The organism is Streptomyces gobitricini, from assembly GCF_039532985.1.
In the GTDB taxonomy this organism is placed as follows: Bacteria; Actinomycetota; Actinomycetes; order Streptomycetales; family Streptomycetaceae; genus Streptomyces; species Streptomyces gobitricini.
Genome location: NZ_BAAASR010000022.1, coordinates 58,498 through 71,096 on the forward strand (window position 1 = coordinate 58,498; position 12,599 = coordinate 71,096).

General features: G+C 68.7%; 13 protein-coding genes and 3 pseudogenes. 11 read left to right on the plus strand and 5 right to left on the minus strand.

Features of this window, described 5'->3' with window-relative positions; genetic code table 11:
• Positions 1-1,309: 1,309 nt before the first annotated feature.
• Positions 1,310-2,533, minus strand: coding sequence for a cytochrome P450 (locus ABD347_RS20780; protein ID WP_344363509.1), 1,224 nt, complete (start codon positions 2,531-2,533; stop codon positions 1,310-1,312).
• Positions 2,534-3,249: 716 nt separating this feature from the next.
• Between ABD347_RS20780 and ABD347_RS20785 the strand changes: the two genes are divergently transcribed.
• The 7 genes and pseudogenes from ABD347_RS20785 to ABD347_RS20815 all read left to right on the plus strand — a co-directional run bounded on the left by ABD347_RS20785 (position 3,250) and on the right by ABD347_RS20815 (position 7,268).
• Positions 3,250-3,789 (plus strand): DUF4232 domain-containing protein, encoded by a 540-nt coding sequence (locus ABD347_RS20785; RefSeq protein WP_344363510.1) that lies wholly within the window; start codon positions 3,250-3,252, stop codon positions 3,787-3,789.
• A 71-nt stretch (positions 3,790-3,860) separates the two neighbouring features.
• The gene (locus ABD347_RS20790) at positions 3,861-4,010 is read left to right on the plus strand and encodes an LPXTG cell wall anchor domain-containing protein (RefSeq protein WP_344363511.1); all 150 of its coding nucleotides are present in this window, start codon (positions 3,861-3,863) and stop codon (positions 4,008-4,010) included.
• 200 nt (positions 4,011-4,210) lie between these two features.
• Positions 4,211-4,669 (plus strand): class F sortase, encoded by a 459-nt coding sequence (locus tag ABD347_RS20795; protein ID WP_344363512.1) that lies wholly within the window; start codon positions 4,211-4,213, stop codon positions 4,667-4,669.
• 17 nt (positions 4,670-4,686) lie between these two features.
• Positions 4,687-5,067 (plus strand): annotated as a pseudogene (locus ABD347_RS20800) (flavodoxin family protein); the annotation flags it as partial.
• 292 nt (positions 5,068-5,359) lie between these two features.
• Complete coding sequence (locus ABD347_RS20805; protein WP_344363513.1) at positions 5,360-6,037, plus strand: helix-turn-helix transcriptional regulator; 678 nt, start codon at positions 5,360-5,362, stop codon at positions 6,035-6,037.
• A gap of 32 nt (positions 6,038-6,069) precedes the next feature.
• The gene (locus ABD347_RS20810; RefSeq protein WP_344363514.1) at positions 6,070-6,558 is read left to right on the plus strand and encodes a DUF3291 domain-containing protein; all 489 of its coding nucleotides are present in this window, start codon (positions 6,070-6,072) and stop codon (positions 6,556-6,558) included.
• Positions 6,559-7,061: 503 nt separating this feature from the next.
• Complete coding sequence (locus ABD347_RS20815) at positions 7,062-7,268, plus strand: hypothetical protein (RefSeq protein WP_344363515.1); 207 nt, start codon at positions 7,062-7,064, stop codon at positions 7,266-7,268.
• 314 nt (positions 7,269-7,582) lie between these two features.
• Here the strand turns inward: ABD347_RS20815 and ABD347_RS20820 are convergent, their stop codons facing one another.
• Positions 7,583-8,005, minus strand: coding sequence for a hypothetical protein (locus ABD347_RS20820; RefSeq protein WP_344363516.1), 423 nt, complete (start codon positions 8,003-8,005; stop codon positions 7,583-7,585).
• Positions 8,006-8,073: 68 nt separating this feature from the next.
• Positions 8,074-8,679, minus strand: coding sequence for a hypothetical protein (locus tag ABD347_RS20825; protein ID WP_344363517.1), 606 nt, complete (start codon positions 8,677-8,679; stop codon positions 8,074-8,076).
• A 520-nt stretch (positions 8,680-9,199) separates the two neighbouring features.
• On the opposite strand from ABD347_RS20825, the gene ABD347_RS20830 reads away from it, so the two are divergent.
• From ABD347_RS20830 to ABD347_RS20840, 3 genes and pseudogenes are all read left to right on the plus strand, one after another.
• A complete protein-coding gene (locus ABD347_RS20830; protein WP_425575721.1) occupies positions 9,200-9,469 on the plus strand; it encodes a transposase in 270 nt (89 codons plus the stop codon).
• Positions 9,470-9,507: 38 nt separating this feature from the next.
• A pseudogene (locus ABD347_RS20835) lies at positions 9,508-9,576 on the plus strand (DUF4259 domain-containing protein); the annotation flags it as partial.
• Between the two features lie 94 nt (positions 9,577-9,670).
• Positions 9,671-9,946: a DUF4259 domain-containing protein gene (locus ABD347_RS20840; protein WP_344363518.1), complete on the plus strand. Its 276-nt coding sequence runs from the start codon at positions 9,671-9,673 to the stop codon at positions 9,944-9,946.
• Between the two features lie 92 nt (positions 9,947-10,038).
• On the opposite strand, the gene ABD347_RS20845 is transcribed toward ABD347_RS20840, so the two are convergent.
• Complete coding sequence (locus tag ABD347_RS20845) at positions 10,039-10,509, minus strand: suppressor of fused domain protein (RefSeq protein WP_344363529.1); 471 nt, start codon at positions 10,507-10,509, stop codon at positions 10,039-10,041.
• 416 nt (positions 10,510-10,925) lie between these two features.
• Between ABD347_RS20845 and ABD347_RS20850 the strand changes: the two are divergent.
• Positions 10,926-11,640, plus strand: a pseudogene (locus ABD347_RS20850) (Mu transposase C-terminal domain-containing protein); the annotation flags it as partial.
• 370 nt (positions 11,641-12,010) lie between these two features.
• Here the strand turns inward: ABD347_RS20850 and ABD347_RS30730 are convergent.
• Positions 12,011-12,598 (minus strand): phosphopantetheine-binding protein, encoded by a 588-nt coding sequence (locus tag ABD347_RS30730; protein ID WP_425575722.1) that lies wholly within the window; start codon positions 12,596-12,598, stop codon positions 12,011-12,013.
• Position 12,599: the final 1 nt, after the last annotated feature.

Here is a 12,599-nt window from a genome sequence, read left to right on the forward strand (position 1 = left end):
CCAGCCGGGGCCCGGACGGGCGGGTGCGGGCACCCGGCACCCGGCACCGGAGCGGAAGTGCCACCTACACGGGGCCGAAGGCTCCAGCGGCCCCACCCTCACCTACTCCGTCTCCAGGGACTGCACGGCCAGCACCAGCGACAAGGACTACAGGTTCGAGAACTTCCCCGGCGGGTGGAACGACAGCGTCAGTTCGGTCAGCACCCAACTGGGCAACGGCTCGCATTGTGACGTGTGGTTCTCGGCCGACGTAAAATTTGAGGGCGAGTGCGGGAACCAGTGGTTCGACCTGCACCCTAACCTGACACAGGTCCCCTATGGGTGTTATGACAAAGCGAGCTCATTCGAGTTGAGCTAGCGCCTCACCCGTCAGGCTGGAGCACTCGGTGCTGCCGCCTGAAGCCCGCGACGACACCGAAGCTCGGCATGCGGCCCCGGTCGATGACAACAAGCCAAGGCACCGGCCTGCCGGACGGCCTTACAGGTCGAACCGGACCTGCTCCACGTCCGTGAACTCGACCTGCAGGCCGTGGACGCGGCGGCCGCCGTCGCAGAAGTAGTCTCGCCGAGGCCTTCGGCGGCTAGGCACTGTCCGGCGAATCGTGCGACGTTGCGACTTGTTGCTCGTTGACTTGGGCATGGGTAGGGGGATCTGACAAATCGCGAGTGGTCACTGCTGCAGCCGCGCGCGCCGACCGGCCGTCGGCCGCCGGATGAGACACGGCTCCCCTGCCTCGCCCGGCAGTCGTGCGAACCCCTCCCGTGCGCGTCCCTCCACCACACCAGCTGAACGAAGCCTGGACTGGGGCAAGCCCCGTTTCAACTGCCCGTTTCCTTGCGGAGCTGCTCCGATCCTCGCGTTCGGAGGTGGTCGGCCGGTCGTCCCGGCCGTCGGCTTCGCCTTTCGGACCCACTGACCGAAGGCTTCTTTGTGGATAACGAGGTTCAGGACGACATGCCCGACCGAACGGTCGGCGGCGCAGACCTCGCGGACGGCCCGCTCGCGGAGCTCGTCCGGTATCCAGGTGGTGCTGCCGCCTGCTCGTGGGTCTCCTTCGGGACAGGACCACAAGCCTGGCTTCAGGCAGTCCACAAAACCGCAATCAGCCACGCGGGCCATCCGAGGAACTTGAGCGCACACCGCAATGATGAACACCCAAAGCGCGGCCAGCGGGCGAGTGACGGTGGATCGGGTCATGCGGCTCTCGACGCGCAGGACCTCGATTCTGCCGGTGCGGACCCTGCTGGTCGAACAGCCCGAAGACCCGGTCGGGCCGACCGGCTACTGGGCCAACCCGCCCTCCTCTTCCTACCAGGCGACGGGCAGAGTTCGCGGGCCGCGGATGGGTCCCTTGCGTAGGAATTCCACTTCGGCGGCGGGGATGGCAAGCTGGAGGCGGGGGAAGCGGTCGAGTACAAACCTGATGACGATCTCGGCTTCCATGCGGGCCATCGTGGCGGCCAGGCAGTAGTGCGGGCCGTGCCCGAAGCTGAGATGAGCGACGTTTTCCCGGTCGAAGTCAAGGGTGTCAGGGTCGGGGAAGACGTTGGGGTCACGGTTGGCGGAGAGGTAGGAGTTGTAGACGACGTCACCCGTCCGAATCACGTGCCCGCCGATTTCGACGTCCTCCGTCGCGATGCGGGGGATGCCGACGCCGTTGCGGTGAGGAACGAAGCGGAAGAGCTCTTCCACGGCCCGGGGCAACAGTTCCGGCTCTCGGCGCAGCCGATTGAGGTGTTCGGGGTGGGTCAGCAGGGCGTACATCATCGAGCCGCTGTTGTTCCGTACGGCGTGGCCGCCGCTGACGTAGACCGCCGTGGCCAGGGAGACCGCTTCAGCGTCGGTGATCTCCCCCGTGGCCGCGGCCTGGGCTAGTACGCCGGCCAGGTCGTCACGCGGTGCGTCGCGGCGGTTGCCCAGGAGCTCGGTGATGCGCTGGCGGGTCACTTCACGGGCCGCCTTGCTGCGTTCTGTGTCCCCGGCGACTGACAGGGCCTCTTCCGCGGTCGCGGCCCACTGACGCCAGTCGCCCTCCTCCGTCCCCAGCAGGGAGCAGACGACGGCGATGGGAAAAGGGCCCAGCAGGTGCTCCATCAAATCGGCAGGGGCACCGGCCCGCCGCATGCCCTCGATCAGCTCAGCGGCCGTGTGCTCAGCGACCGGGCGCAGCCGTTCCATGCCCTTGGTGGTGAAGGCCCTGGCGACGACCTTGCGCAGGTGGGTGTGGCGGGGCGGGTCGATGTATTGCAGTCCTGCGGTCTGCGAGGCGACGGGCGCGGGAAACATGCTGGTCACGGAGCGGCCCACGACGTGTTCGCGGACAAACCGCGGATCGGAGGTGACGAAGCGGACATCCTCGTAGCGAGTCACCAGCCACGCGTGTCCCGAACCGTGGGGCAGCTTGATCCGCGTCACGGATTCGCCGCTGAGAACCTCGTCCAGGAAGGGATCAGGGTTGAGAGCGGGCAGGTCATCAACCGGCCAGAACCTCGCCTGCGGAGCTGGCGCCCCAGTCGTAGAATCGAAGGTCACACCCCCCTACTTCCCCACAGCGCCGGTGAACCGACGGCACATCACTCCTGCGGCCCTACCCTCACCAAGCCCCCTGCCACTGCGAGAGCTCGCCCTAGTGTTCGGAATTCGAGCTCCGCAGGCTGGCCGCATCGCCCACTCGGTCCCCTGCCCGCCCACAGACGTTCCCGTAAGGTCACCGTGCCCGCCCTACGGCCCCTTCCCCAGCTTGACGCGGTATTTGACTACTTATCAGCGATCCACCCGCTTCATCACACAGGGGGCGTCGTGAGCGGGTTAAGCAGCGTCGCCGGTGCTGTGGTGGGCGCGGGCCGCGCGCAGGTAGCCGGCCATCATGAAAGCCCGGCGCCCGAGCAGTGATTCCCGTCCCGGCGCACCAGCGGAGCCACCCGGCTGCCTCGCGGACAGCCGAGACTGCGGGCCACCGACCTTCGGACGAGCGGTGCATGTGCGCCACGAGGCGCCTACTGGCCTGATGACTCACCTACGCCCGAATAGGTGACGGGAAGCACACAACCTGTGACTGGGCTCAGTTGCCAAGGACGGTTATCTGAGGGGCCCCGCGTGATCGTCGATGAAAATTCACATCGAGCGTCCGAGCACGACGGCTGCGACTCTCATAAATGAGATGTGCAAGTCTCTGGTGGGGGGTACTCAGACGGTGGCGACTGGGGTGCGATGGTAACCCGCACTCTTCGGACATGTGGAGGTCGCATATGGCGCACATAAATATACGCGGGGCAGCGCTCGTCTCTGCCGGCCTTCTGGCTCTTACGGCGGCTCCCGCTCTGGCCACTGCCCAGCCGACAGCTGCACAGATTCCCTGCCGCACCGCCGACCTGGGCCTCGACTGGACGACCGACGGAACGGCGAAGCCCGGCGGCAGTAACACCGAAGAGCAGGTCAGCGTCGTCGTAGCGGTCAAGAACAGCGGCTCAAGCGCGTGCACCCTGCGAGGCTTTCCGAAGGTGACCCTGAAGATGGGCACGGAGACCAAGGGCGTGGAGACCGAAACATTTTTCAACCAGCAGACGCCAAACCCAAAGACCGTGACGCTCAACCCGGGGGGTACCGCGCGGTTTACCATGACATTCCTCTCCGGGAAGACCGATGACAACGTCATCGACCCCGGGGTCGCGGCTATCACCCCGCCCGGCAACACACAAGCCAAGGAACTGCGGTGGATATGGGGGATGGTCCAAAAACAAGAAGCGGCCACCCACCCGCTCAACTACGTCGGCCCCCTAACCCGCTGACACCCCGACGCAACAGAGCGAAAACAGCCGACAGCAACGCCGGGCGGCCGCGGGCGCTGCCCTCCGACGGGATGTTCTGCCGCAGGCCCGGTGAGCGGCTGGGGCGACAGGGCGGCACCCAGGACGCCATCAACACCACCGCAGCAGCCGCCGGCGCCGCGCTCATCCTCGCCGCCGGAGCCGCCTATGGGCTGCGCCGTCGTACCGCCCGCCAGGACTGACCCCGGCACGGGCATGGCGTTTCCCGCTCGCAGGAGCCGCCGCGGTGTGCGCACCGCGGCGGCCACCGGCTGCGCCACCGTCGGCATGGCCCTGCTGGCGGGGGGCTTTCGTACCCGGCCGGCAGCCCCCGCCCGCACCACCGCCACCGGCCACCCAGCACACACAGCCCCACACGCACGCGCCCTCCCACGACGTGGCAGTGCTCCCTTCCTCCGAGCCTGTCCGGATCACCGCCAAGCGCATCGGCCTGGCCGCACCCGTCGAAGCGGTCGGCCTCGACAAGGACGGAACGGTCACCATGCCGACCGACGCCGACCACGCCGACTGGTACACCGGCTCAGTAACACCCGGAGAGCGGGGCAACGCCATCCTCGCCGCCCACCTGGACTCCACCACCGGCCCCGCCGCCTTCTACAGCCTGGGAGCCCTGCGCAAAGGCGACCACATCACCGTCCAGCGCAGAGACGGCCGTCAAGCGGTCTTCACCATCACCACCATGAACGTCTACGACAAAGAGGCCTTCCCCTCCCAGACCGTCTACGGACCCACTACCATCCCCCAGCTGACACTCATCACCTGCGCCGAATGGGACAAAGAAGCCAAAACCTACCGGGCCAACCTCGTCATCACCGCGCACCCCACACCGCCTCCGACTTGATTCATTCAGGCGCTGCGGGAGCGGAAGTAGAGGTCACCACGGTGCGCCTGGCCGATCTCCACATTCCGCCCGGCGTGGCAACGGACATGGGCGCCGGCGATGACTGGCCGCGCGTGCACAAGCAGCTACCGGCCTCGCAGATCCTCGTCGTGGCCACCCCTGCATAGGTGGGGCATCCCTCCTCGATCGCACAGCGGGTGCTGGAGCGGATGGACGCGATGCTCAGCGAGACCGACGCCGATGGCCGGCCGGTCGCCCACAACCGGGTCGCCGGCGTGGTGGTGAACGGCAACGAGGACGGCGCCCATCACGAGATCCCCCACATCGCCTGCGGGCTGATGGACTTCGGCTACACCATCCCCGGGCAGGCATGGACCTACTGGAACCGCAGCCCAGGCCATGCCCTCCTCTCCTCACGGGAGCATGGGGCGCCGCCTGGCACCACATTCATGCTGGCGCCACTCGACGGGCTTCGCCACGGACCGGCGACGGAGGGGAACCGAGTCCCGCGGTCCGATGTGGCGGTGTCGGCATGCGGACCGGGCTGGTGAGTGGCGGTGGCCGGGCGGAAGCAGACGAGGAAGGGCGCGCCCCCTCTGGTCACTGACCTCCCTGTCACGGGCCGCATGTCTCTCCGGCCGGGCGCTCCGCGCTTCTATCTCCGGCCTGCGTTGTTACTAGAATGGCCGGGTGGAGGACATCGATGCGATCGCGGCGTTGCAGGATCCAGTGCGGCGCCGTCTGTACGAGTACGTCGTGGCGCAGGGCCGGGAGGTCGGCCGCAATGAGGCGGCCGAGGCGGCCGGGGTGGCGCGCACCCTCGCCGCGCACCATCTGGACAAACTGGCGAATGCCGGGCTGCTGGAGACGGGCAGCCGCCGTCTGACGGGCCGTTCGGGGCCGGGGGCGGGCCGTCCCGCCAAGGTGTACACGCGGGCGCGGGCCGAGCGGTCGGTGTCGCTGCCCGCCCGTGACTACCGCACCGCCGCCGAGGTGCTCGCCGAGGCCGCCGATCAGGCCGGGTTGGACGCGGGGCTCTGCGCGGCCGCGCGCCGCCGGGGTGAGGCCCTGCGCGGGTCGGCGGCGCCGTGCGGCGGCCTCCAAGAGGCCATGGAGATGCTGGCCGCCCGTGGCTACGAGCCACGCCTGGAGGGTGCCGGGGAGGCGGCCGGGGCCGCCGTACAGGTCCGTATGCGCAACTGCCCCTTCCATGCCGTCGCCGAGCGCTTTCCGCCGCTGGTCTGCGGCATGAATCTCGCGCTGCTGGAGGGGCTGCTCGGTCCGGACGGTCCCGTCCGCGCCCGCATGGACGCCCGGCCGGGGGAATGCTGTGTGGTGGTCGAGGCCTATAAAAACAATGAGCATTGACATAGAAAAGTGAGGCGTGTTGGGATGAGGTCATGACCGCATTCGCGCCTGCCGCCCACCTGGCCCAGCTCAACGTCGCCACGCTCCGCCACCCGCTCGACGACCCGCGCACGGCGCCGTTCGTCGAGTTGCTCGACCCGGTCAACGCCGCCGCCGACGCAGCGCCCGGCTTCGTGTGGCGGCTTGTGGAGGAGGGAGCGGGCGACGCCACCGGCCTGCGCCCGGCGGGCGAGGACGTCATCGTCAACCTGACGGTGTGGCAGACACGGGAGGCACTTTGGGACTTCACCTACCGCAGTGGGCACCTCGAAGTGATGCGACGGCGCCGCGAGTGGTTCGAGCCGCACGTTGAGGCGCACCTGGTGCTCTGGTGGCTGCCCGCCGGGCACCTCCCCACCGTCGGCGAGGCCCTGGAGCGGCTGGCGGACCTGCGGGCGAACGGACCGTCCCCGCGCGCCTTCACCTTCGCCGCTTTCTACACCGCAGCCGAGGCCGACCAGCACCATCAGGCCGTACCGTAGGAGCGGTAGCAGCAGTCGCCCGCTCCGGATGCGCTGCCTCGTCGACGCGCCTGTCATTCAGCTGCGGCGCCCTCACCCCGACCTTCCCGGCCGCCGTGCGGACTGGTGCTGTCAGTGCCGGCCAGCCAGCCGGCTCCGTCCCCTCTGCGCTTCGAGCGGCAAGCCACAGACCGACGGCTGATCCTTCGACAGGGCGCGCGCACCCTGCTCCTGGGCCGCGAGGAAACCGACGGCTGCTGCCGCTACCTCCACCTGCACCGTCTGCCCGGCCACCGCTCCCCGCTGCCGCCCCTGCGCGCCTCGCAGCTACGCACCCGTGCAAACTGGACACACCAATACGCACGATGGCGGGAAGAGACGGCGTACGGCCCGCTGCACCACGGGCGCTGGCGGCTGACCCGCCGCACCGCCTTCGCCCCGGGCATCTGGACCACCGACCTGGTCCGCGACTGGCCGCACACCACCCTCGAACTGCTCTGCGGGGGCGGCTGGCATGGCAATGCGTGGAGCTGGTGCGGCTGCCGGACGAGAAGGGCTGGCGGCGAGAGGCCGAAGAGATCACCCAAGCACACCGGAAGCGGCTGGCGGCCGGCCCGCGCCCGCGTGACCAGCGGCGATACGCGGTCACGGAGCAGGGTTACACCGACGTGATGGCCGGCCTCCCGTACGACACGGCCGCCACCCCCATATTCGCAAGCCCCCACGACTGACCGCAACGCACCACGGCGCCCACTACACGCCAAAGCCCAGCTGCCAACAGGGCGGACAACAGCTTCCCTGCTCCGTACAACCGCATCACACGGCACCCACCCCGGCGGCAGCGGCGCCGCACGCAGTAGGCGGCACGGAGCGCCCTGCCCCATTCGATTACGAGGGGCTGGCTCGTGTGAGACGGCGTACGCCTTGTGGTGGCAGCCCGAAGTGGCGCACCCTCAGGTACTCATCGGTCGACGCCGTGGTCGGTTGTGGATGGTGATGGTTCCGGGTGACTTCCTCGGCGGTCGTGAAACAGTTACCGGACGGCTCAGACCACGGGCGGCGGCGGAGGGCCCGGCGGCTGGGCCGCGTTCATACCTCGCCGCGTCGCAACCGACACGGCCTCCATGTCCGCTGGGTCGCTGCGCCGCAGAACGAAGATCTTCACCAGAGCCAGCAGGCTCGGACCGCATAGCAGCACCGACAGCCACCAAGAGTCCTTCGCCACGTACACCCCGGCGCCGAGCATTCCGATCGCGACGAGCGTGCCCGCCACCAGACCGGCCATGTACCGCTTGTGGGCTGCGACCTCGCGCTGCGCCCGGGCCTCCGTCTCGGCAGCCGCCTGCTGCATCTCCAGCCGGAACATGCGCTCCTTGTGTTCCCGACGCAGCTGCGGCTCCAGCGCCTTCAGGGCAACGTCCAGCTGCTGGGGATCGAGCACCGCGCCCCACTGCGCTGCGATGCTCATGCCGGCGGACACGACAGGGTCACTGCCGGGGGTTTGAGGCGTGGGGAGGGCCCCCCTGTCCTCCGTGGTCACTGCTGGGCCCCTCCGCCACCGTTGCCGGCGGGCGTGTAGTCGAGTTCGGTCGGCCCGGGCGGTGGCCCGAGTCGGAGAAAGAGCATGGCGAGCGCGTGGTCGATCGCGTTGCCGGAGTCGGCCGCAACTGCTTCGCGCTCCGCTGTCGACAGCCCGTTCGTCAAGGACGCGGCGAGGACCCGCCGGATACGCGCGAGCTCCACGCTCCGGATGACAGCCTCGCGCTGGAAGTTGAGGACGCTCTCGGGCTGGAGGCCAGCCACCTCCGCAGAGTCGCGCAAGCGCTCCACTGCCTCGGCCCAGGCGAGCCGCGCCGCTTCCTCCTGCGGTTCAGAGACGATGGCGCGCAGTTTCTCGGGCGAGAAGTATGAGACGTAAGAAGCAGAGGTGCGTTCAGCACGCACCCCATCAGCACCCATTTGGAAAACCATCATGTAGTCGCCCATGTCGATAGCCCCGGAAACGGTGTTGTCGCCTCCGGTTGCGATCGAGCGTTCGCCCGCAGCCTTCGGGGAGGTAGCTGCTTCCTTCCGCCTTCCGCGACGCGTGAACAGGGTGACGATGGAACCGAGAGCTGATGACAGCGCCTTGGACAAGGCCATGGCGGTCTCCCCCTCCCCGTCCGCCGAAGCTTGCCTAACGACGCTACCGAACCGAACAGAGGTCTACAACGCGGACCGCCGGATCCGCCCGCCAAACTGGGCACATGAAGCTACCGCGCGGGGACGGCACCGGCGGGGCGGTGGCATCCAAACTGTCCGCAAGCGGTGACGGGTCTGCCCGGCGGTGGCAGGTTCGCTACGACGCTGCAATGGAATCTGGCCCCAAAGACGGGGCGCCAGGCGGGACGCCGGGGCCGGAAACGGTCTCTCGGCACGGGGCATCGGGGTCACGGGCGGGCACAGCGAGGAAGCTACGGCAGGGTCAGCGCCTATCTGCGAGAGGAGCGCACCTCGCCGCGGCCGGTCACCGCGCAGCCGCCGGCACCCCGCGTGGCGACGAAACGGATCCTCAGCCGACCCGAGACGCTGACCGAGATCGAACAGCTCCGGCTCAAGGCCGTCCTGGCCCACTGCCCGCAACTCGACGCCCTGACCGGTCACGTCCGGTCCTTCGCCCAGCATGCTCACCGAGCGCCAGGGCGAACGACTGCCGCAATGGCTCGACGCCGTCCGCCAGGACGACCTGCCCAGCCTCCACACTCTCGCGGCCGGCATCGACCGAGACCGCGACGCGGTCATCGCTGGCCTGACGCTGCCATGGAACTCCGGAGTCCTCGAAGGCCATGTCAATCGGATCAAGGTGCTCAAGCGCCAGATGTTCGGCCGCGCAGGCTTCGACCTCCTGCGCAAACGGTCCTGCTCGCCCCGTAGTCATGTTGTCAGTCCCTGATGCGAGGATCCGGGCGGCCTTACACAAGGGAGATCAGCATGGGTACCTGGGATACCGGTACCTTCGACAACGACACAGCCGCAGACTTCGCCAACGCTCTCGACGACGCCGAGCCCGAGGCGCGCGAAGCCATGATCCGAGGCGTCCTCATCCGGACGATCGACGCCACCGGCTGGCTATCTCACGGAAGCAGAAGAGGCGGTGGCCGCCGCTGCACTCATCGCGGCGCAATGTCCGGGAGGCGAACCCGTCGACATGTCCTACGGTCCGGAAACACCTATGCCAGTCTTCCCTTCCGACCTTCGGGCACTCGCCGACGACGAAGCCCTCGCCCGCATCGCCAGCGACGAGGACGGGCCAGCCTCAAACTGGGTCGACCCGGAGGACTGGAAACAGTGGCGAGCCACACTCACGCACCTTCGCGCAGTGCTTGCCCCGCCACCCTCTTCCATCGCTCTCTTCGATGTCCAGCGATAACGGAGCGTCACTCGGCACGAAAGCTGAGCCAGAACCTGAAGGCGGACAGCGTCTGTCGATGACTTTGGGCAGCAATCGGTGATCACTGGGCGTCAACATGTCGACGAGTTTTGACGGCGCTGGAGGGCTCCCCGGCTGCCACTTGCGCCCGGACTGTGCCCGCGAGATTCAGGCGCTGGACGGCCGCCTTGATCAGTCGGGACGATCGCGTGCTCGTCGAAAAGCTGTTCAAGGGCTTCGTGGCCGTGCTCGCGACGGTATGCCATCTCGGCTGCGGTGACCGGCAGGGCCCAGAGGACGCGGGCATGGCCGTCCGGTAGCGGACAGTGTTCCAGGTCAGGGCCGTGCAGGTAGGGGAGGCTGATCAGCAGGTGGTCGCAGTGGGACCCGGGCAGCCACGGCTTCCCGGTGGGCAGGCTGTGCTCGAGATCGAGATGGTGATCGGAGTGGTAGTAGGCGGTCATGGCCAGGAGCTCAGCAAAGCGTTCATCGCGGGCGGGCGCGGAGAGGACGAACTCGAGGCCGTGCCCGTCCGTCTCGACCGTGCAGCAGCCGGCGGTGATATAGGACCAGCTGTCGGTGCGACGTCCCGGGGCTGACGGTGAGGATCCTCAGGTCTGGAACTGCCTCCCTTCGTCCAGGTCCCAGGTCGTAGTCGCTGACCGTGATCGCATGGCCGGTGAAAAAGTCGCGAACGTGCGCCTCGACGCATGCTATCGCCCGCTGGTTGCGCTCGCTCTCGAACATGATGGAGAGGATCTCACGGCTGATCCAGGTGTCCTGGCTGTGAGTCCGCCCCGCCGCAGGCGGGGCGGACCCGGATGGTTCAGCCGGCCTTGACCGGCTCTCGGCTCGGGCTCGGGTGCTGACGAGGCGGTAGGAGTCGGTGCCGGCAGGCAGCTGCGTCTGTATCCGACCGAGCGCGGCAGCGCGCTGGACCACCTGCTGGCGGCACCCGTCCCGCCGCTGTGGGACGCCGCCTCACCGGCGGCCGGCCACGCTGGACGAGCGCCCGGCCGGGGCGGCGGCCAGGCCGTCGTCCTGCCCGAGACGATCGTCGTCGACCGGGGCAAGGTCTTCGTCTCCCGGGCGTTCACCGCCGCCTGCGAGACCCTCGGCATCAGCGTCCAGCCCGCCCCGCCCCACGCCCCACCGCCAAAGGCATCGTCGAGCGGACCGTCGGCACCATCAACGCGCTGTTCTGCCAGCACCTGCCCGGCCACACCGGATCCGACGTCACCCGCCGCGGCCCCGACACCGAACACGAGGCCTGCTACAGCGTCGCCCAGCTGCAGGACCTCCTGGACGAACGGCTGGGCATTACCACCACCGCCCCCACGAAGGCCCGCGCCACCCGATGATGCCCCGCAAGGCACTCACGCCGAACCAGATGTGGGCCGCCCTGGTCGCCGTCGCCGGATACGTGCCCGTCCCGTTGACCGGCCACGACCACCTCGAGCTTCTGGCCGTACGCTGGCAGGCCATCACCGCCTCCGGTATCCGCCACCCACCACCGCACCTACGACGCGGACCTCCTCGCCCCCTACCGCGGCCAGCCCTCCCCCATCGCCGGCCGCGGCGGGAAATGGGAGATCCACTACAACCCCCACGATGTGCGCCAGATCTGGCTCCGGCTCCCTGACGGGCATCTGGCCGAGATCCCGTGGATCCACCGCGACCATGTCCACGATCCGTCGGAGTCGACCAGCTCGACCCGCGGGGGCGGCGCGGGGTCAGGCTGGGGCTGTACATCGGCTGTGCTGCTGCTCCTTGTCCCGGGCCACCGCCGAAGCAGCCCCGCGTGCCGACGGCGTAGAACGCTGGTCATCACCATCGACGGTCCGGGCACGTGACTGCGGCGGCACAGGGGCAGAACGTGTCACTTCTCCTGAGGGCCGACACTGCTCCCCTCACGTAAACCTTCCGCCTCTCCAGAACTCATGACTGTCGTCTCCCCGTCCTCACCACCGTCTCTCTCCCCCACAAAGCCGCTGGAGCCGCCGCTACGGCCCCGTCGGCTTCGGCCTGATCCGTTGAGTGCCGACACGGGCCTCATGGCATGGTTCAGAAGCTCTCATGTCGTGTTCGCCTCTCGGGTGTGGCGTTCTCCCGGGCTGGACGCTCCGGCTCGTGGGCGCCGCGCAGCCACTGGGCCAGGCCTCGGACTGTCGGGTGGGCGAAGAGGGTGGCGACGGGCATGGGGGTTCCGGTTTCGCGGCGGATGGCTGAGACGAGGCGTACCGCGCGCAGTGAGTCGCCGCCGAGTTGGAAGAAGTTGTCGGTGACCGAGAGGTCCGGTACGTCGAAGAAGTCGCTCCAGATGGTGAAGAGCAGCTTCTCCTCGGCGTCCGACGGGCCTTCGGGGACGGCGGTGTCGAGGCCGTCCGTGGCTGCCTCGTCGGGCAGCGCGGCGAGCGCGGCGCGGTCCACCTTGCCGTTCGGGGTGAGCGGGAAGGTGTCGCGGACCGACACCGCCGAAGGGAGCATGTAGGTGGGCAAGCGCTGCCCCAGGTCTTGGCGGAGGGTGGCTCCGGAGCGGGTGGCCCCGGGCTGGAGGAGGACGTGGGCGGTCAGGCGGGTCCGGCCGCGCTCGCCGTGGACGGTGGCGACGGCGGTACGGACCCCGGGACAGCTCAGCAGGGCCGCTTCCACG

Bases quoted from the DNA above. Each gene is read 5' to 3' on its own strand.
- ABD347_RS20785 (WP_344363510.1), top strand. From the start codon at position 3,250: ATGGCGCACATAAATATACGCGGGGCAGCGCTCGTCTCTGCCGGCCTT.
- ABD347_RS20790 (WP_344363511.1), top strand. From the start codon at position 3,861: ATGTTCTGCCGCAGGCCCGGTGAGCGGCTGGGGCGACAGGGCGGCACC.
- ABD347_RS20810 (WP_344363514.1), top strand. From the start codon at position 6,070: ATGACCGCATTCGCGCCTGCCGCCCACCTGGCCCAGCTCAACGTCGCC.
- ABD347_RS20820 (WP_344363516.1), bottom strand. From the start codon at position 8,005: ATGAGCATCGCAGCGCAGTGGGGCGCGGTGCTCGATCCCCAGCAGCTG.
- ABD347_RS20825 (WP_344363517.1), bottom strand. From the start codon at position 8,679: ATGGCCTTGTCCAAGGCGCTGTCATCAGCTCTCGGTTCCATCGTCACC.
- ABD347_RS20830 (WP_425575721.1), top strand. From the start codon at position 9,200: ATGCTCACCGAGCGCCAGGGCGAACGACTGCCGCAATGGCTCGACGCC.